The organism is Nocardioides sp. Leaf285, assembly GCF_001422955.1.
Classification (GTDB): domain Bacteria; phylum Actinomycetota; class Actinomycetes; order Propionibacteriales; family Nocardioidaceae; genus Nocardioides; species Nocardioides kribbensis.
On the sequence record NZ_LMNH01000001.1, the window covers coordinates 1,116,277 to 1,135,000 of the forward strand.

Genomic DNA, 18,724 nt, shown 5'->3' on the forward strand with positions numbered 1-18,724 from the left:
CCCGCACCGACCGCCGCCACGGAGCAGTCCGAGGCACAGGTCGTCGGGTCACCGGTCTACCGAGGATCCACCACGCGTCGTGCCAGCACGGCGCGGGCCCTCGGCAGAGGATGCGTCACCCGGCCGGGGAGACGTGTCGCGACTGGCTTCCGCTTGGGTCACCAGCGGGAGCCTTTGTTCATTTCCACGCCGTGCGTGGACGGCGCGAGGCCTCCGGACAGATCCCAACCAGGAGGACACATCAGCACCGAGCTTCGAATCAACGACCGGATCCGGGTTTCCGAGGTCCGCCTCGTTGGCCCCAGTGGCGAGACCGTCGGCATCGTTCCCACCGCCGACGCGCTGCGCCTTGCCCAGGAAGCCGACCTCGACCTCGTCGAGATCGCCCCGATGGCCCGCCCGCCGGTCTGCAAGCTCATGGACTACGGCAAGTTCAAGTACGAGAACGCCCAGAAGGCGCGCGAGGCCCGTCGCAACCAGACGAACGTGATCATCAAGGAGATGAAGCTTCGTCCGAAGATCGACGCCCACGACTACGAGACCAAGAAGGGTCACGTCGTGCGGTTCCTCCGCGCCGGGGACAAGGTCAAGATCACGATCATGTTCCGCGGTCGTGAGCAGCACCGTCCCGAGCTGGGCTTCCGTCTGCTGCAGCGTCTGGCCGAGGACGTCACCGAGCTGGGCTTCGTGGAGTCCTCGCCCAAGCAGGACGGCCGCAACATGATCATGGTCCTGGGCCCGCACAAGAAGAAGGCCGAGGCCAAGGTCGACATGCAGGCCCAGAAGGACACCAAGGCCGCCGAGCGTGCCGCGCTCGAGGCCGGTGAGCGCGCCGAGCGCGACGCCGCCCACGCCGCCGGGCCCGTGGCCAAGAAGAAGGAGCGTGGCCGCTCCGAGAACCTCGATCCCGAGATCGAGGCCTGAGACTCCCGCCGGGGCACCACCGTGCCCGTGGCTGACGACGAGAGAGAGATACAGATGCCGAAGAACAAGAGCCACTCCGGTGCCGGCAAGCGCTTCCGCGTGACCGGCTCGGGCAAGATCCTCCGCGAGAAGGCCGGCAAGCGCCACAACCTGGAGAAGAAGGCCTCCAAGGTCACGCGTCGCCTCACCGGCACCGTGGAGGTCGCCAAGGCCGACGTCCCGCGCGCCAAGAAGATGCTGGGTCTCTGACCCTCGTCCGCCCCTGGTGGCCGCGCCCGTCGCGACCGCCCACGCCGACCCGGTCGGCACCACCTCAGATCTTCCACCGCAACAAGGAGTAACAACGTGGCACGCGTCAAGCGGGCAGTGAACGCCCAGAAGAAGCGCCGGACGACCCTCGAGCGCGCCAGCGGCTACCGCGGCCAGCGCTCGCGCCTGTACCGCAAGGCCAAGGAGCAGGTCACCCACTCCCTGGTCTACAGCTACAACGACCGCCGCAAGAACAAGGGCAACTTCCGCAAGCTGTGGATCCAGCGCATCAACGCCGCCGCGCGTGCGCAGGGCATGACCTACAACCGCTTCATCCAGGGCCTCAACCTGGCCGGCGTCGAGGTCGACCGCAAGATCCTCGCCGAGCTCGCCGTCAACGACGTCGCTGCGTTCAACGCGCTGGTGGAGACGGCCAAGGCCGCTCTGCCCGCCGACGTCAACGCGCCCAAGGCGGAGGCCTCGGCCTGACCACCGTCCCCCTGACGACCGGCAACGGTCGCGTCAAGGAAGCGCGCAAGCTCAGCCGCCGCTCGGCCCGATCCGAGCGGCGGCTGTTCCTTGCCGACGGTCCGAAGGCCGTCGAGTCGGCCCTCGCGGTGCCCGGCTGCGTGGTCGAGGTCTTCGCCACGCCCGCGGCCGCCGAGCGCCACGTCGCGCTCGCCACGGCGGCCGAGCGGGCCGACGCGGCCTGGACCCTCGTCGACGAGCGCGCCCTGGCCTCGCTCAGCGACGCCGTCAACCCGGCGGGGGTCGTGGCGGTGTGCCGGTTCCTCGACCGGCCGCTGGAGCACCTGCTCGACCCGGCGCCCCGCCTGGTGGCCGTCTGCGCCGACGTGCGCGACCCCGGCAACGCCGGCACCGTCGTCCGCACCGCCGACGCCGCCGGAGCCGGAGCCGTGGTGCTGGCCGGCAGCTCGGTCGACGCCTACAACCCCAAGACGGTGCGCGCCAGCGTCGGCAGCCTGTTCCAGGTGCCGGTCGCCGTGGCGGCCGAACCGGCCGACGCCGTACGCCGGGCGCAGTCCGCGGGGCTGCAGGTCCTCGCCGCCGACGGCGCCGGCGAGGTCGACCTCTTCGAGGCCGACGACCTGCTGGCGGCCCCCACCGCGTGGCTGTTCGGCAACGAGGCGTGGGGACTGCCCGAGGAGCTGGCGGCACTGGCCGACCACCGGGTCCGCATCCCGATCCTCGGGCGGGCCGAGAGCCTCAACCTCTCCACCGCCGCGGCGCTCTGCCTCTACGCCTCCGCCCGCGCCCACCGCGTCTGACCCGTCCCTCGCGCAGCCGGTGGGGTGGCTCGCCGGGGCCTAGGGTGGGCCGCGTGGACGCCCAGCAGCTCGCCGACTCCCTGCCCGACGGCGTCGTCGTCGCCGATGCCGAGGGCCGCGTCACGCTCGTCTCCCGCGTGGCCGTGCAGATGCTCGGCCGCAGCGCCCTCGACGGGGTGGGGCGTGGCCTGGCCGAGGTGCTGGCCCTCCAGGACCAGGACGGCGCGGCGTGGTTCGACCACAACTGCCCCTACCGGGGGCTGGTGACGCGCACGGCCGTGCCGGAGCAGTCGTGGCTGCTGCCCGACGGCACCGAGGTGCTCGTGGCGGCGCGCATCCACCGCCCGGCGCTCGACCGCCCCGTGAGCAGCGTGGTGGTCACCCTTCGCTCCGGTCGCGGCCGGGCCCGGCTCGACCGGGAGCGCTCCGACCTGGTGGCCACGGTGGCCCACGAGCTGCGCTCCCCGCTCACCGGGGTCAAGGGCTTCGTCCAGGCCATGCTCAACCGCTGGGACAAGCTGAGCGACGACCAGAAGAAGCTGATGCTCACCACCGTCAGCGCCGACTCCGACCGGCTGAGCCGCCTCATCGCCGAGCTGCTCGACGTCGCACGCATCGACACCGGGCGACTCCAGCTCTACCCCCGCCCCAGCGACGCCGCCGTGCTGACCGGTCGCATCGTGGAGTCGGTGCAGGCCGGCACCTCGCGCCCGGTGGCGCTGCACGTCGCCGCCGACCTGCCGGAGATCTCCGCCGACCCCGACAAGTTCACCCAGGTCGTCACCAACCTGGTCGAGAACGGCGTGCGCCACGGCGAGGGCACGGTGTCGGTGACCCTGGACCCGCTCGGCCCCGACCACGACCACGCCGGGGTCCGGCTCGTCGTGCAGGACGAGGGCGAGGGCATCCCGCTCGACCTGCGGCGCCGCGTCTTCACCAAGTTCTGGAAGGGCGGGGCGCGTGGCGGCACGGGCCTGGGCATGTACATCGTCGGGGGCCTGACCCGTGCCCACGGCGGCACCGTCAGCATCGGCGACGCCCCCGGCGGCGGCGCCAGCATCGTGCTCACCTGGCCCAGCGAGGACCGCCGACCGGAGTGACCCCGGTCGGGTCGGCCCCGGCGCGGCGGGCGTCCACCGGCCGGGCGCACGGCACGGCGTCGTCCAGGGCCGGCAACCGGTTCGCGGGCGGGGGCCGCGGCTTCCTAGACTGACCACGCCGCGCGCCGGAGTGCGCGGCCACCCGCTGGAAAGGCAGTCATGTCCGGTCCCAACACCGACTTCGACCCCGTGGAGGTCACCCCCTTGAAGTCCGAGGAGGTCGAGGCGGCGCGCGACGCCGCCGTGGCGGCCATCGAGGCCGCGACCGACCTGGAGCAGCTCAAGGCGGCCCGGCTCGAGCACGCGGGCGACCGCTCCGCCCTGGCGCTGGCCAACCGCGAGATCGGCGCGCTGCCCCCGCAGGCCCGCAAGGAGGCCGGCAAGCGCATCGGCCAGGCGCGCGGCGCCGTCAACCAGGCCCTCGCGCGCCGCCAGCAGGTGCTCGAGGCCGAGCACGAGGAGCGGATGCTCGTCGAGGAGACCGTCGACGTCACGCTGCCCACCGACCGGCTCCCGGTCGGCGCGCGTCACCCCGTGACCACCGGCTCGGAGCTGATCGCCGACATCTTCGTCGCGATGGGCTGGGAGATCGCGGAGGGGCCGGTGCTCGAGGCCGAGTGGCTGAACTTCGACGCCCTCAACCTCGGCCCCGACCACCCGGCGCGCACGATGCAGGACACCTTCTGGGCCGACCCGGCCGACCACGGCGTCGTCCTGCGCACGCACACCTCGCCGGTGCAGGCGCGCTCGATGCTCACGCGCACCCCGCCCATCTACATCGCCTGCCCCGGTCGCGTCTTCCGCACCGACGAGTACGACGCGACGCACAGCCCGGTCTTCCACCAGGTCGAGGGCCTGGCCATCGACGAGGGCATCACCATGGCCCACCTCAAGGGCACCCTCGACCACCTGGTCTCCTCGCTGTTCGGCGCCGGGATCTCCACGCGCTTCCGCCCGTCGTACTTCCCCTTCACCGAGCCGTCGGCCGAGATGGACATGGTCTGCTTCGTCTGCCGCGGCACGGGGCTCGCCACGGGCGACGACGGCGCGGCCGACACCGCCGCGTCCTGCCGCACGTGCCGCGGCGAGGGCTGGATCGAGCTCGGCGGCTGCGGGGTGGTCAACCCCCGGGTGCTCACCGCGTGCGGCATCGACGCGGAGCGCTACACCGGCTTCGCGTTCGGCTTCGGCATCGACCGGATGCTGATGTTCCGCCACGGCATCGAGGACCTGCGCGCGCTCTTCGAGGGCGACGTCCGCTTCACCACCGCGTTCGGGAGTGAGATCTGATGAAGGCCCCTGTCTCGTGGATCCGCGAGCTCGTCGACCTGCCCGCCGACGTCACCACCGACGAACTCACCGCACGCCTGACCGCCCTGGGCCTCAAGCTCGAGGCCGTGGAGCGCGCCGGTGCCGGTATCACCGGTCCGCTCGTCGTGGGCCGCGTGCTCACCATGGAGCCGGAGCCGCAGAAGAACGGCAAGACCATCAACTGGTGCACCGTCGACGTCGGTGACGCCAACGGCACCGGCGAGCCGCAGGGCATCGTCTGCGGAGCCCACAACTTCGCCCCCGGCGACCTCGTCGTCACCGTCCTGCCCGGAGGCGTGCTGCCCGGTGACTTCCGGATCTCGGCGCGCAAGACCTACGGCCACGTCTCGGCCGGCATGATCTGCTCCTCCTCCGAGCTCGGGCTGGGCGAGGAGCACGACGGCATCATCGTGCTGCCCGCCGACGCCGGCGAGCCGGGCGACGACGTCTTCGACCTGCTCGGCCTGCGCGAGGAGGTCATCGAGTTCGAGATCAACCCCGACCGTGCCTACGCCCTCTCGCTGCGCGGCATCGCCCGTGAGGCGGCCCTGGCCTACGACCTGCCCTACGTCGACCCCGCCGAGCGCGACGTGCCGGACGCCGACGACCAGGGCCACCCCGTGGTGGTGGAGGACCCCGCGGGCTGCCCGCTCTTCGTGGCGCGCACCGTCACCGGCTTCGACGCCACGGCGCCCACGCCGGACTGGATGGTCCGCCGCCTCCAGCAGGCCGGCATGCGCTCGATCTCCCTGGGGGTCGACGTGACCAACTACGTCATGCTCGAGCTGGGCCAGCCCCTGCACGCCTACGACGGCGACACGCTCGACGGGGCGATCCGCGTGCGGCGCGCCGAGCCGGGGGAGCGGATCACCACCCTCGACGACACCGACCGCGAGCTCTCGCCCGAGGACCTGCTCATCACCGACGCCACCGGTCCCATCGGCATCGCCGGCGTCATGGGCGGCGCCCGCACCGAGATGTCGGCCTCGACGACCCACGTGGTGGTGGAGTCGGCCCACTTCGACGCCACCTCGGTCTTCCGCTCCGGCAAGCGCCACCGCATCAGCTCCGAGGCCGGCAAGCGCAACGAGCGTGGCGTCGACCCGCGGCTGCCCGAGGTGGCCGCCGACCGCGCCGTCGAGCTGCTCACCGCCCTGGGTGGCGGCCGGGCCGACACCGGCGTGACCGTGGTCGGCCAGGCGCCCGCCCCGGCCGTGGTCCACGCCCGCGCCGACCTCCCCGCGCGGGTGACCGGCATGCCCATCGACGCCGAGACCACGGTCGCTCACCTGCGCGCCGTGGGCTGCGCGGTCGAGGTCGACGGCGAGGCCCTCACGGTCACGGCGCCGACCTGGCGCCCCGACGTCACCGACCCCTTCGACCTGGTCGAGGAGGTCGCCCGCATCGTCGGCTACGACGAGGTGCCCTCGGTGCTGCCCACCGAGGCCGCGGGGCGCGGTCTGACCCGCGAGCAGCGACTGCGCCGTCGGGTGGGCCGGGTGCTCGCGGGCGCCGGGTGCGTGGAGGCGATCAGCTTCCCGTTCGTCGGCGAGGCGACGTTCGACGCGCTCGGGCTGCCGGCCGAGGACCCGCTGCGCCGCACGGTGCGCCTGGCCAACCCGATCAGCTCCGAGGAGCCGGCGTACACCACGACGCTGCTGCCGGGCCTGCTGCGCGCCGCGGCCCGCAACCTGGGGCGCGGGGCCGCCGGTGTCGCCCTCTTCGAGACCGGCACGGTGGCCTTCCCGGTCGACAGCGGCCCCGCCCCGATCTACGGCGTCGAGCAGCGCCCCTCCGACGCCGAGCTGCAGGCCCTGCTCGACGCCATCCCGCGCCAGCCGCAGCACCTGTCGGTGGTGCTGGCCGGTGAGCGCGAGCGCGCCGGCTGGTGGGGCGAGGGCCGCGACGCCGGCTGGGCCGATGCTCTCGCCGTGCTGCGCCGCGTCGCGACCGAGCTCGGCATCGGGCTGGAGGTCTCCGCGGCCACCCGGATGCCCTGGCACCCGGGCCGCTGCGCCGAGGTCGCCGTCGGCGACGGTGACGACCGGGTCGTGGTCGGCCACGCCGGGGAGCTGCACCCGCGGGTCTGCAAGGCCTTCGACCTCCCGGCGCGCTCCGCCGCGGTCGAGGTCGACCTCGACGCCCTCCTGCGTCACGCGGTCGACGTCGTGCCGGGCCCGGTGGTCTCGGGCTTCCCGCTCGCCAAGGAGGACGTCGCCCTCGTGGTGGCGGAGTCCGTGACGTCGGCCGACGTCGAGGCCGCCCTGGTGGCGGGGGCCGGCGAGCTGCTGGAGTCGATCCGGCTCTTCGACGTCTACCGCTCCGAGCAGCTCGGCGAGGGGCGCAAGTCGCTGGCCTTCGCCCTGCGCCTGCGTGCCCCCGACCGCACGTTGACCGACGACGAGATCGTCGCGGCCCGACAGTCCGCCGTCGACGCGGCCGTCGAGCGCACCGGCGCCGTCCAGCGCGCCTGAGGTCCCCGCGGCTCCGCACCCTGCGTGCGGAGCCGCGGTCGCCCGCCCCGCGCCTCCCCACCGCAGCACCCGTCCCACACGCAACCGGCGCATTGGCGTGCGGTCGCTGGTGGGGCGCTGGGTGGTGTGCGTAAGTGGCGCAATTGCGTGGTGTCGCTGGTGGTGGTCGCGGTGGTTTGCGTGGCTGGTGCTGGTGGGGTGCTGAGTGGTGTGCGTAAGTGGCGCAATTGCGTGGGGTCGTTAATGGTGGTCGCGGTGGTTTGCGTGGCTGGTGCTGGTGGGGCGCTAGGTGGTGTGCGCAACCGGCGCAATTGCGTGCCGCGGCTGCCGCCTCTCGCGCGGCTGCTGCGGACGCCCGGCCCGCTCGCCCGTCAGCGGCTTCGCCCGCCCCCCGCACCGCGTGCGACCCGGGCCCGCGTGCGACCCGGGCCCGCGTGCGAGCAGGGCCCGCGGCGGGCGCGGCGCTTCCCGCGTCGCGGCGACCCACGCAGGTGTCACGTCGACGACCGACTTGCACATGCTCATGCATTGACTTGTATAGTCATGCACATGACGAGGAGACGTGTCGCTGTCGCCGGTGCCAGCGGTTATGCCGGGGGAGAGGTCCTGCGCCTGCTGCTGGGCCACCCCGAGGTGGAGATCGGCGCCCTGACCGGTGCCTCCAACGCGGGTCAGCCCCTGGGCGCGCTGCAGCCGCACCTCGTGCCGCTGGCCGACCGGGTGCTGGAGGAGACGACGCTCGAGGTGCTCTCGGGTCACGACGTGGTCTTCCTCGCCCTGCCCCACGGCCAGTCCGGCGAGCTCGCCGCCCAGCTCGGTGACGACACGATCGTCATCGACTGCGGCGCCGACTTCCGCCTCGAGGACCCCGCGGCCTGGGCGCAGTTCTACGGCGGCGACCACGCCGGCACGTGGCCCTACGGCCTGCCCGAGCTCCCCGGCCAGCGCGAGCGTCTCGAGGGCCGCACTCGCTTCGCCGTGCCGGGCTGCTACCCCACCGTGTCCTCGCTGACCCTCGCCCCGGCCATCGCCGCAGGGCTGGTGCACCCCGAGGTCGTCGTGGTCGCGGCCTCCGGCACGAGCGGCGCCGGCAAGGCGGCCAAGACCAACCTCCTGGGCAGCGAGGTGATGGGCAACGCCAGCGCCTACGGCGTCGGCGGCACCCACCGCCACACCCCGGAGATCACCCAGAACCTCTCGCGCCTCGTCGAGGGCACGGTCAGCGTCAGCTTCACCCCGCTGCTGGTGCCGATGCCACGGGGCATCCTGGCCACGTGCTCGGCCCCGCTGGTCGACCCGGTCAGCGCGGAGGAGGCCTACGACGTCTATGCCGAGGCCTACGCCGACGAGCCGTTCGTGCACCTCCTGCCCGCGGGCCTGTGGCCCCAGACCAAGTCGGTCACAGGCTCCAACGCCGTGCACGTGCAGGTCACCGTCGACGAGGCCGCGGGCCGCCTGGTGGCGGTCGGCGCCGTCGACAACCTCGCCAAGGGCACCGGCGGTGCGGCCGTGCAGTGCATGAACATCGCGCTCGGCATCGACGAGACCACCGGTCTCACCGCGGTCGGGATCGCGCCGTGAGCGGCGACGAGCCGGCGGAGACCGGCACCCACGAGGGCGGCCCCGCCGTGTCGGGCGGCACGGTGTCGTACGTGCTGCAGCAGTTCCCCGAGAAGCTCGCGCTGGTGAAGCTCCCGGTCGGCGCCGAGGTGCCGAGCTGGGCGGAGTCGTCGTCGCTGTTCTCCGTCACGGCGACGGCCACCGAGACCACGCTGATCTGCGCGGGCCGCAACGTGCCCACCAAGCAGGTCGCCCACAAGGGCCTGGTCGCCTTCTCGGTGCAGGGCCCGATCCCGACCGAGGCGACCGGGGTGCTGGCCGCGCTGCTGGTGCCACTGGCCGAGGAGCAGATCAGCGTCTTCTCGATCTCCACCTTCGAGACCGACTGGGTGCTGGTGCCCTCCGGCGCCACCGAGCGCGCCACCGAGGCCTGGCGCCGCCACGGCCACACGGTGCGACCCGCGGTGCCCGTCGGCGCCTCACGCGCTCCGCGCGAGCGCGAGCCGCGTGCCGGCAACGGCACCGACAAGCCCCCGCGCATGACCGGTCGCTCCCGCAAGGATCCGCAGTCCGACCAGCAGCCGGACCGGCGTTCCGGATCCAGCAGCAAGGAGAAGAGGAAGAGATGAGCGTCACCACCCCGGCCGGCTTCGTCGCCGCCGGCGTCGAGGCGGGCCTGAAGGCCTCCGGCGGCAAGGACGTCGCCCTGGTGGTCAACCAGGGTCCCGCGCACGACTCCGCCACGGTCTTCACCGCCAACCGCTGCAAGGCCAACCCGGTGCTGTGGAGCCAGGAGGTCGTCAAGGACGGCACCGTGCGCGCGGTCGTCCTCAACTCCGGTGGCGCCAACTGCTACACCGGCCCCGAGGGCTTCCAGACGACCCACGCGGTCGCCGAGCGGGTCGCCGACCACCTCGGCATCGGGGCGCTCGACGTGGTGGTGTGCTCGACCGGTCTGATCGGCCTGACCAACGACCGCGACCAGGTCCTCGCCGGGGTCGACGCCGCCCACGCGGCCCTCTCGCCCGACGGCGGCGACCAGGCCGCCCACGCCATCATGACCACCGACTCGGTGAGCAAGCAGGTCGTCGTCGAGGGCGCCGGCTGGTCGGTCGGCGGCATGGCCAAGGGCGCGGGCATGCTGGCGCCGCAGCTGGCCACGATGCTGGTGGTCCTCACCACCGACGCCGTCGTCCCGGCCGCGGATCTCGACCGGGCCCTGCGCGCCGCGACCCGGGTCTCCTTCGACCGGCTCGACTCCGACGGCTGCATGTCGACCAACGACACCGTGACGGTGATGGCAAGCGGCGCCAGCGGCATCACGCCCTCGGTCGACGACTTCACCGACGCCCTGACCCAGGCGTGCACCGACCTGGCGATGCAGCTGCTCAAGGACGCCGAGGGCGCCGACCACGAGATCGCGATCACGACCCTCAACGCCGCCTCCGAGGACGACGCCGTCGAGGTCGGGCGCAGCGTGGCCCGCAGCAACCTGTTCAAGGCCGCGATCTTCGGCAACGACCCCAACTGGGGCCGCGTGCTCGCCAGCATCGGCACCACGGCGGCGGCCTTCGACCCCGCCGACCTCGACGTCGCCATGAACGGTGTGTGGGTCTGCAGGCGGTCCACCCCGCACGCCGACCCCGAGACCGTCGACCTCACCGGCCGGGAGGTCAGCGTGACCATCGACCTCAAGGCGGGCTCCGAGCGGGCCACCGTCTGGACCAACGACCTCACCCACGCCTACGTCCACGAGAACAGCGCCTACTCATCATGAACGATTCCAGCACCGGAGAATTCACCGTCGGCAAGCCCGACCAGGCCAAGGCCCGCACGCTCGCGGCCGCCCTGCCGTGGCTGAAGCAGTACCACGGCAAGATCGTGGTCGTGAAGTACGGCGGCAACGCCATGACCGACGACTCCCTCAAGCGGGCCTTCGCCGAGGACATCGCCTTCCTGCGCTTCGCCGGCTTCCGACCCGTCGTCGTGCACGGCGGCGGGCCGCAGATCTCCAGCATGCTCGACCGCCTCGGCATCGAGTCGGAGTTCCGCGGCGGCCTGCGCGTGACCACGCCGGAGGCGATGGACGTCGTACGCATGGTGCTCGTGGGCCAGGTCCAGCGCGAGCTGGTGGGACTCATCAACGAGCACGGCCCGCTGGCCGTGGGCTGCTCCGGCGAGGACGCCGGTCTGTTCACCGCCACCGCCACCGGCACGGTCGTCGACGGCGAGGAGGTCGACCTCGGTCTGGTCGGCGAGGTGACCCGGGTGCGCCCGGAGTCGGTGCTCGACCTCATCGAGGCCGGCCGCATCCCGGTGGTCTCCTCGGTCGCCCCCGACGAGGACGGCACCGTCCACAACGTCAACGCCGACTCTGCGGCCGCCGCCCTGGCCGTGGCGCTCAAGGCCGAGAAGCTGCTCGTGCTGACCGACGTCGAGGGCCTCTTCCTCGACTGGCCCGACTCCGAGGACGTCGTGGGCGAGATCAGCCCCGAGTCCCTCGCCGAGGTCATCCCCTCGCTGGCCAGCGGCATGGTCCCGAAGATGGGTGCGTGCCTGCTCGCGGTCGAGGGCGGGGTGCCGCGCGCCACCGTCGTCGACGGGCGCGAGCCGCACGCCGTGCTGCTGGAGCTGTTCACCAAGGAGGGCGTCGGCACGCAGGTGCTGCCCGGCGTCGAGACCAAGACCCGCAAGGCCCGGGAGACCCAGTCATGACCGAGCAGCAGGCGCTGCAGGAGCGCTACGCCGACTCCCTGATGAACACCTTCGGCCCGCCCAAGCTCGTGCTGACGCGCGGGGAGGGCGCGCACGTGTGGGACGCCGACGGCAAGGAGTACGTCGACCTGCTCGGCGGCATCGCCGTCAACGCGCTGGGCCACGCCCACCCGGCGCTGGTCGAGGCGGTCACGACGCAGCTGTCGACGCTGGGCCACATCTCCAACTTCTTCACCAGCGCCCCCCAGGTCGAGCTGGCCGAGCGGCTGCTGTCGTTCGCGGGCGCCGAGGGCAAGGCCTTCTTCGCCAACTCCGGCGCGGAGGCCAACGAGGCCGCCTTCAAGCTGACCCGCCGCACCGGGCGCACCCACGTGGTGGTCGCCGAGGGCGGTTTCCACGGCCGCACCATGGGCGCGCTCGCCCTGACCTCCAAGGAGGCCTACCGCGCCCCCTTCGAGCCGCTGCCGGGCCACGTCGAGTTCGTGCCGTACGGCGACGAGGCCGCGCTGGCCGCCGCCGTCACCGACGACACCGCCGCGGTCCTGCTCGAGCCGATCCAGGGCGAGGCCGGTGTCGTGGTCGCGCCCGAGGGCTACCTCGCCGCGGCGCGTCGCGTCGCCGACGAGCACGGCGCGCTGCTGTGGTTCGACGAGGTCCAGTCGGGCATGGGCCGCACCGGTTCCTGGTACGCCCACCTGCCCTCCGGCGTGGTGCCCGACGTGATCACGCTGGCCAAGGGACTGGGCGGCGGCTTCCCCATCGGCGCGGTCCTCGGGCTGGGCCGCGCCGCCGACCTCTTCGACCCCGGCAACCACGGCACGACCTTCGGCGGCAACCCGGTGGCCTGTGCGGCCGCGCTGGCCGTCGTGCGCACCATCGAGTCCGAGGGCCTGCTGGCCCACGCCGTCGAGGCGGGCGACCGGCTGCGGGCGGGGCTGCTCGCCGACCGGCGGGTCACCGAGGTGCGCGGTGAGGGCCTGCTCATCGGGCTCGACCTGGTCTCGGAGCACGCCGCCGAGGTCACCGCGGCCGCGATGGCCCACGGCTTCATCGTCAACAACCCCACGCCGCGCCGGATCCGCCTCGCCCCGCCGCTCGTGCTGGGCACCGCCGACGTCGACGCCTTCCTCGCGGCGTGGCCGCGGATCCTCGACGACGCGGGCGTCTCGTGAGCGCGCCGGCCCCCACCGAGACGGTCCTGCCTGCCGCGGTGGAGCTGCGGCACTTCCTGCGCGACGACGACCTGTCGCCGGCCGAGCAGGCGCGCGTGCTCGATCTCGCCGCGCAGCTCAAGGCCTCGCCGCACCAGCAGCGCCCGCTGGCGGGCCCGCGGTCGGTGGCGATGATCTTCGACAAGCCGACCCTGCGCACCCAGACGTCGTTCTCGGCCGGCATCGCCGAGCTCGGCGGCTTCCCCATGGTGGTCGAGGGCCGCCTGGCCGGGATCGGCGTGCGCGAGTCGGTCGAGGACGTCGCGCGGGTCCTGGGCCGCCAGGTCGCGGCCGTCGTGTGGCGCACCTTCCACCAGTCCGACCTCGACACCATGGCCGCCCACGCCGGCGTCCCGGTGGTCAACGCGCTCACCGACGAGTTCCACCCGTGCCAGCTGGTGGCCGACCTGCTGACCGTGCGCGAGCACAAGGGCGACCTCGCGGGTCTGACCGCGGCCTTCGTGGGCGACGCGGCGTGCAACATGGGCAACTCCTGGCTCCTGGCCGGGGCCACCGCGGGCATGCACGTGCGCGTCAGCGCGCCGGAGGGCTACCTGCCCGACGAGGCGATGTTCGCCCGGGCCGCCGAGATCGCCGCCGGCACCGGCGGCTCGGTGGCGGCGGTCGCCGACCCGGTGGTCGCGGTCACCGGCGCCGACGTCGTGGTCACCGACACCTGGGTCTCCATGGGCAAGGAGGAGGAGGCCGAGGCACGGGCGGCGGTGTTCGCGCCGTGGTCGCTGACGACGAGGCTCCTGGCCCACGCGCGACCCGACGCCGTGGCGCTGCACTGCCTGCCGGCCTACCGCGGCAAGGAGATCGACGCCGAGGTGCTCGAGGGACCGCAGAGCGTGGTCTGGGACGAGGCGGAGAACCGGCGCCACGCCCAGAAGGCCATCCTGGCCTTCCTGCTCGACCCCTCGCTCGCGCAGGACCCGACGGCGGGGGAGAGGTGAGCCTGATGACCGAGTCGGTCCTGCGGCCCGCGACCAAGAACGCGCGCCACCAGCTGATCGTCGAGCTGGTCTCCACCCAGGAGGTCCACTCGCAGGGCGAGCTCGCCGTGCTGCTGGCCGAGAGCGGTGTCCGGGTCACCCAGGCCACGCTCTCGCGCGACCTCGTCGAGCTCGACGCCGTCAAGGTGCGCGCCGCCTCGGGTGCGTTGGTCTACGCCGTGCCCGGTGAGGGCGGCGACCGTCGCCCGGCCCCGCCGGCCGACTCGGCCGCGGCGCGCGCGCGGCTGGCCCGGCTGTGCGCGGAGCTCCTCGTGAGCGCCGACGCGAGCGCCAACCTCGTGGTGCTGCGCACCCCGCCCGGCGCAGCGCAGTTCCTCGGAAGCGCCTTCGACAAGGCCGACTTCCCCGACATCCTCGGCACGATCGCCGGTGACGACACCGTCCTGGTCATCGGTCGCGATCCCGCGGGCGGCGACGACCTGGCCCGACGATTCCTGGCGCTGGCCGAGACCCACGTCCCGCCGGCGCCCTGACCCCCGTCGCACCTCCCCGCACGACCTGACGCCGCGGCGCCCCGCACGGAGCGTGCGCCGCCCCACCAGACTTCCGTCCCGATCCCAAGGAGCCCCACCGTGAGCAAGGTCCTCACCACCCTGCCGAAGGGCGAGCGCGTCGGCATCGCGTTCTCCGGCGGCCTCGACACCTCCGTCGCCGTCGCGTGGATGCGCGACAAGGGTGCGGTGCCCTGCACCTACACCGCCGACATCGGGCAGTACGACGAGCCCGACATCTCCGGCGTGCCCGACCGCGCCCTGCAGTACGGCGCCGAGATCGCCCGCGCCGTCGACTGCCGCACCCAGCTGGTCGAGGAGGGCTTCGCCGCCATCGCCTGCGGTGCCTTCCACATCCGCTCGGGCGGTCGCACCTACTTCAACACCACCCCGCTCGGCCGCGCCGTCACCGGCACGATGCTGGTGCGCGCCATGCACGAGGACGGCGTCGACATCTGGGGCGACGGGTCGACCTTCAAGGGCAACGACATCGAGCGGTTCTACCGCTACGGGCTGCTGGCCAACCCCGCCCTGCGCATCTACAAGCCCTGGCTCGACGCCGACTTCGTGCACGAGCTGGGCGGGCGCGCCGAGATGAGCCAGTGGCTGACCGAGCACGGTCTGCCGTACCGCGACAGCGCCGAGAAGGCCTACTCCACCGACGCCAACATCTGGGGCGCCACCCACGAGGCCAAGGTGCTCGAGCACCTCGACGCCTCCCTCGAGCTGGTCGAGCCGATCATGGGCGTGAAGTTCTGGGACCCCGCGGTCGACATCGCCACCGAGGACGTCACGATCCGCTTCGACCAGGGCCGCCCCGTGGCGATCAACGGCCAGACCTTCGCCGACCCCGTGGCCCTGGTGCACGAGGCCAACACCGTGGGCGGGCGTCACGGGCTGGGCATGTCGGACCAGATCGAGAACCGCATCATCGAGGCCAAGTCGCGCGGCATCTATGAGGCCCCCGGCATGGCGCTGCTGTGGATCGCCTACGAGCGCCTGCTCAACGCGATCCACAACGAGGACACGGTCGCCAGCTACCACAACGAGGGCCGTCGCCTCGGCCGGCTGCTCTACGAGGGCCGCTGGCTGGACCCCCAGGCGCTGATGCTGAGGGAGTCGATCCAGCGCTGGATCGCCTCGCTGGTCACCGGCGAGGTCACGCTGCGCCTGCGGCGCGGCGAGGACTACACCGTCCTGCGCACCGACGGGCCGGCCTTCTCCTACCACCCCGACAAGCTGTCCATGGAGCGCACCGAGAACGCTGCGTTCGGGCCCACCGACCGCATCGGCCAGCTCACGATGCGCAACCTCGACATCGCCGACTCGCGCGCCAAGCTCGAGCTCTACGCCACCCAGCCGCTCGACCAGGGCCAGGTGCTGGTCGAGAACGGCACCCTCTTCGGTGAGCTCGAGCCGGGCGGCGCGAAGCGCATCGCCACGCGCCCAGCCGGCGAGGGCGACATCGACGACGAGGCGCTCGACCACGCGGCCATGGAGTTCGGCACCGACTGATGGAGCCGATCCTGCGCCGTAGCGCCCGGGTGGTGCCGGTCAGCGCGACGGGCGAGGTCCTGCTGCTGCTCGACCACGACCCCGAGCGCCCCGACGCCCCGCGCTGGGGCACCGTCGGCGGTGGCGTCGACGAGGGGGAGTCCCTCGTCGACGCCGCCCTGCGCGAGCTGCACGAGGAGACCGGGGTCCGGGCGGGGGCGGCCGACCTGGTGGGGCCCTTCCACCACCAGGTGCAGGACTTCTCCTGGCGCGGCACGACCTACCGCGGCGACGCGACCTTCTTCGCCCTCGCCCTCGACCGCGCGCAGGAGGTCGTCCTCGACCACCTCGAGGAGGCCGAGGTCGGCGTCGTCCTCGAGGCGCGCTGGTGGACCCCCGACGACCTGGCCGACGACGGCCGGCTCGTCTCGCCCGACCTGTGCGACATCATGACCGCGGCCGTCCGGGCCGTCCTGGGAGGAGACCAGTGAGCACCACGAACACCGGCAAGCTGTGGGGGGGCCGCTTCGCCGGCGGCCCGTCGCCGGAGCTGGAGGCGCTGTCGCGCTCCACCCACTTCGACTGGCGACTCACGCCCTACGACCTCGCCGGGTCGCGCGCCCACGCCAACGCGCTGCACCGCGCCGGCCTGCTCACCGAGGCCGACCACGCCGAGCTGCTGCGCGGCCTCGACGCACTGGGGGAGCGGTACGCCGCCGGCACCCTGCGGCCCGACGACTCCGACGAGGACGTGCACGGCGCCCTCGAGCGGCTGCTGCTCCAGGAGGTCGGACCCGACGTCGGCGGACGGCTGCGGGCGGGTCGCAGCCGCAACGACCAGATCGCGACGCTCTTCAAGGTCTTCCTGCGCGACCACTGCCGCGTGGTGGTCGGCCAGGTGCTGGATCTCGTGGACGTGCTGGCCGCCCAGGCCTCCGACCACCTGGCGGGCACGCCCACCGTCATGCCCGGGCGCACCCACCTGCAGCACGCGCAGCCGGTGCTGCTGGCCCACCACCTGATGGCCCACGCCTGGCCCCTGCTGCGCGACGTCGACCGGTTCCTCGACTGGGACGCCCGCGTCGCGGCGGACTCGCCCTACGGCTCGGGCGCCCTCGCGGGCCAGAGCCTGGGGCTCGACCCGGTGGGGGTGGGCGCCGAGCTCGGGTTCACCGGCTCCAGCGCCAACTCCATCGACGGCACCGCCGCGCGAGACTTCGTGGCCGAGTTCGCGTTCGTGTGCGCCCAGGTGGGGATCGACGTCAGCCGCTTGGCCGAGGAGGTCATCCTCTGGTCGACCCGGGAGTTCGGCTTCGTCACGCTGCACGACTCCTGGTCGACGGGCTCGAGCATCATGCCGCAGAAGAAGAACCCCGACATCGCCGAGCTGGCCCGTGGCAAGGCCGGGCGGCTCGTCGGCAACCTCTCGGGTCTGCTCGCCACCCTGAAGGCTCTCCCCCTGGCCTACAACCGGGACCTCCAGGAGGACAAGGAGCCGGTCTTCGACTCCGTCGACACCCTCGAGGTGCTGCTCCCGGCCTTCACCGGCATGGTCGCGACCCTGGTCTTCGACCGCGAGCGGCTCGCGGAGCTCGCCCCCCAGGGGTTCTCGTTGGCCACCGACATCGCCGAGTGGCTGGTGCGGGAGAACGTGCCGTTCCGCGTCGCCCACGAGCTCGCGGGCGCGTGCGTGCGCCGGTGCGAGGAGCTGGGCCTGGAGCTGCACGAGCTCACCGACGAGCAGTTCGCGGCGATCTCGCCGGCCCTGACCCCGGGGGTGCGCGACGTGCTCAGCGCCGAGGGCTCCGTCGGCTCCCGCGACGGTCGCGGCGGCACCGCCCCCGTCCGGGTGCGCGAGCAGCTCGACGAGCTCGGTGCGGTCGTGGCCGCGCACCGCGCGCGGCTCGGCTCCTGAGCCGACACACGTGAGCGGCGCGCGTCCCGGGCCCGACGACCTGGCGGCGCTGCTCGCCGCCCCGGTGGAGCGGGTCGCGCCGCTGCTGCTCGGTGCCGTGGTCTCCCACGCCGGGGTGTCGATCCGCCTCTCGGAGGTCGAGGCCTACGGCGGCGCCGACGACGCCGGCTCCCACGCCCATCGCGGTCCCACCCGCCGCAACGCCACGATGTTCGGCCCCGCCGGGCGGCTCTACGTCTACCTCTCCTACGGCCTGCACGTGTGCGCCAACGTCGTCACCGGTCCCGAGGGATCGCCCGGTGCCGTGCTGCTGCGTGCCGGCGAGGTCGTGGCGGGTGCCGACGAGGCCCGGTCCCGTCGGCGCACCGGCGTCGCCCGCGACCTCGCCCGGGGGCCGGGACGGCTCGGTCAGGCCCTCGGCCTGCGGCTTGACCACGACGGGACGGACCTCCTCGCCCCGAGCACCGTCACCCTGCATCCGGGGGAGCCGGTCACCGCCGTGGAGCGGGGGCCACGGGTGGGGCTCCGGGGCGACGCCGAGCGGCCGTGGCGCTTCTGGATCGCGGAGGATCCGACCGTCAGCGCCTACCGCAAGGCACCCCCGTTGGGGTGTTGACGCCCTGATTTGGCCTCCCCGCAACACGTGTGTAACGTTCTTCTTGTCGCAGCGAGCAGCTGCCACTCGGACCGCAAGGTCACCTCGAGTGGCTGACGCACGTGCGGCGGCCGGATCCTACGGCAGGGCGTCACTCCGACGGAGTTGACGCGCTGAGGTCGGACCGGTAAGTTTCTGCAGGTTGCCCCGCCGCTTCGACCGGAAGGTCGCAGGACGGTGTGCGTCTGATTCTTGAGAACTCAACAGTGTGTCATAGTCGACGAATTAGTTTGTTATGCCCCGTTGGCTGATCCTCTTTTTTTGGGGGTTGGTTGATGGTTTCTTTGGTAAGACAATGATTCTGACATCATGTCAGGGTT

18 protein-coding genes are annotated in these 18,724 nt (G+C 73.0%); all 18 read left to right on the top strand.

Annotated features, from left to right (window positions below):
• The first annotated feature begins 195 nt into the window (after positions 1–195).
• The 18 genes from infC (at position 196) to ASF47_RS05245 (ending at position 18,365) form a co-directional block, all read left to right on the top strand.
• A complete protein-coding gene (infC, locus tag ASF47_RS05160) occupies positions 196–924 on the top strand; it encodes a translation initiation factor IF-3 (protein ID WP_082499984.1) in 729 nt (242 codons plus the stop codon).
• Between the two features lie 54 nt (positions 925–978).
• Complete coding sequence (gene rpmI / locus ASF47_RS05165) at positions 979–1,173, top strand: 50S ribosomal protein L35 (protein ID WP_056862815.1); 195 nt, start codon at positions 979–981, stop codon at positions 1,171–1,173.
• A 96-nt stretch (positions 1,174–1,269) separates the two neighbouring features.
• Positions 1,270–1,662, top strand: a complete 393-nt coding sequence (gene rplT, locus ASF47_RS05170) for a 50S ribosomal protein L20 (RefSeq protein WP_056862816.1) — start codon at positions 1,270–1,272, stop codon at positions 1,660–1,662.
• Positions 1,659–2,462, top strand: coding sequence for a TrmH family RNA methyltransferase (locus ASF47_RS05175; protein ID WP_056863006.1), 804 nt, complete (start codon positions 1,659–1,661; stop codon positions 2,460–2,462). The genes rplT and ASF47_RS05175 overlap by 4 nt, the downstream gene beginning before the upstream one ends.
• Positions 2,463–2,515: 53 nt before the next feature.
• Positions 2,516–3,562: a sensor histidine kinase gene (locus ASF47_RS05180; protein ID WP_056862817.1), complete on the top strand. Its 1,047-nt coding sequence runs from the start codon at positions 2,516–2,518 to the stop codon at positions 3,560–3,562.
• A gap of 159 nt (positions 3,563–3,721) precedes the next feature.
• Positions 3,722–4,852: a phenylalanine--tRNA ligase subunit alpha gene (gene pheS, locus ASF47_RS05185; protein WP_056862818.1), complete on the top strand. Its 1,131-nt coding sequence runs from the start codon at positions 3,722–3,724 to the stop codon at positions 4,850–4,852.
• Positions 4,852–7,347, top strand: coding sequence for a phenylalanine--tRNA ligase subunit beta (pheT, locus tag ASF47_RS05190; RefSeq protein WP_056862819.1), 2,496 nt, complete (start codon positions 4,852–4,854; stop codon positions 7,345–7,347). Before pheS ends, pheT begins: the two co-directional genes overlap by 1 nt.
• Before the next feature lie 543 nt (positions 7,348–7,890).
• Positions 7,891–8,928, top strand: a complete 1,038-nt coding sequence (argC, locus tag ASF47_RS05195) for an N-acetyl-gamma-glutamyl-phosphate reductase (protein WP_156697730.1) — start codon at positions 7,891–7,893, stop codon at positions 8,926–8,928.
• Positions 8,925–9,536 carry an ACT domain-containing protein gene (locus tag ASF47_RS05200; protein ID WP_056862820.1) on the top strand — a complete coding sequence of 204 codons (612 nt, stop codon included), beginning with the start codon at positions 8,925–8,927 and terminating at the stop codon, positions 9,534–9,536. The genes argC and ASF47_RS05200 overlap by 4 nt, the downstream gene beginning before the upstream one ends.
• Positions 9,533–10,684 carry a bifunctional glutamate N-acetyltransferase/amino-acid acetyltransferase ArgJ gene (gene argJ / locus ASF47_RS05205; protein ID WP_056862821.1) on the top strand — a complete coding sequence of 384 codons (1,152 nt, stop codon included), beginning with the start codon at positions 9,533–9,535 and terminating at the stop codon, positions 10,682–10,684. The genes ASF47_RS05200 and argJ overlap by 4 nt, the downstream gene beginning before the upstream one ends.
• Positions 10,681–11,622, top strand: a complete 942-nt coding sequence (argB, locus tag ASF47_RS05210; protein ID WP_056862822.1) for an acetylglutamate kinase — start codon at positions 10,681–10,683, stop codon at positions 11,620–11,622. The genes argJ and argB overlap by 4 nt, the downstream gene beginning before the upstream one ends.
• On the top strand, positions 11,619–12,794 hold the full coding sequence (locus ASF47_RS05215) for an acetylornithine transaminase (protein WP_056862823.1): 1,176 nt from the start codon (positions 11,619–11,621) through the stop codon (positions 12,792–12,794). Before argB ends, ASF47_RS05215 begins: the two co-directional genes overlap by 4 nt.
• Positions 12,791–13,789: an ornithine carbamoyltransferase gene (argF, locus tag ASF47_RS05220; RefSeq protein ID WP_235558631.1), complete on the top strand. Its 999-nt coding sequence runs from the start codon at positions 12,791–12,793 to the stop codon at positions 13,787–13,789. The genes ASF47_RS05215 and argF overlap by 4 nt, the downstream gene beginning before the upstream one ends.
• 5 nt (positions 13,790–13,794) lie before the next feature.
• On the top strand, positions 13,795–14,322 hold the full coding sequence (locus ASF47_RS05225) for an arginine repressor (RefSeq protein WP_056862824.1): 528 nt from the start codon (positions 13,795–13,797) through the stop codon (positions 14,320–14,322).
• 99 nt (positions 14,323–14,421) lie between these two features.
• The gene (gene argG, locus ASF47_RS05230) at positions 14,422–15,855 is read left to right on the top strand and encodes an argininosuccinate synthase (protein WP_056862825.1); all 1,434 of its coding nucleotides are present in this window, start codon (positions 14,422–14,424) and stop codon (positions 15,853–15,855) included.
• Positions 15,855–16,325: an NUDIX hydrolase gene (locus tag ASF47_RS05235; RefSeq protein WP_056862826.1), complete on the top strand. Its 471-nt coding sequence runs from the start codon at positions 15,855–15,857 to the stop codon at positions 16,323–16,325. The genes argG and ASF47_RS05235 overlap by 1 nt, the downstream gene beginning before the upstream one ends.
• A complete protein-coding gene (argH, locus tag ASF47_RS05240; protein WP_056862827.1) occupies positions 16,322–17,749 on the top strand; it encodes an argininosuccinate lyase in 1,428 nt (475 codons plus the stop codon). The genes ASF47_RS05235 and argH overlap by 4 nt, the downstream gene beginning before the upstream one ends.
• Before the next feature lie 10 nt (positions 17,750–17,759).
• Positions 17,760–18,365: a DNA-3-methyladenine glycosylase gene (locus ASF47_RS05245; protein ID WP_056863009.1), complete on the top strand. Its 606-nt coding sequence runs from the start codon at positions 17,760–17,762 to the stop codon at positions 18,363–18,365.
• The last annotated feature ends 359 nt before the right edge of the window (positions 18,366–18,724 follow it).

Coding starts and splice junctions, on each gene's coding strand:
- argJ (WP_056862821.1), top strand. CDS start 9,533: ATGAGCGTCACCACCCCGGCCGGCTTCGTCGCCGCCGGCGTCGAGGCG.
- ASF47_RS05235 (WP_056862826.1), top strand. CDS start 15,855: ATGGAGCCGATCCTGCGCCGTAGCGCCCGGGTGGTGCCGGTCAGCGCG.
- ASF47_RS05225 (WP_056862824.1), top strand. CDS start 13,795: ATGACCGAGTCGGTCCTGCGGCCCGCGACCAAGAACGCGCGCCACCAG.
- argC (WP_156697730.1), top strand. CDS start 7,891: ATGCACATGACGAGGAGACGTGTCGCTGTCGCCGGTGCCAGCGGTTAT.
- pheS (WP_056862818.1), top strand. CDS start 3,722: ATGTCCGGTCCCAACACCGACTTCGACCCCGTGGAGGTCACCCCCTTG.
- ASF47_RS05215 (WP_056862823.1), top strand. CDS start 11,619: ATGACCGAGCAGCAGGCGCTGCAGGAGCGCTACGCCGACTCCCTGATG.
- rpmI (WP_056862815.1), top strand. CDS start 979: ATGCCGAAGAACAAGAGCCACTCCGGTGCCGGCAAGCGCTTCCGCGTG.
- pheT (WP_056862819.1), top strand. CDS start 4,852: ATGAAGGCCCCTGTCTCGTGGATCCGCGAGCTCGTCGACCTGCCCGCC.
- argB (WP_056862822.1), top strand. CDS start 10,681: ATGAACGATTCCAGCACCGGAGAATTCACCGTCGGCAAGCCCGACCAG.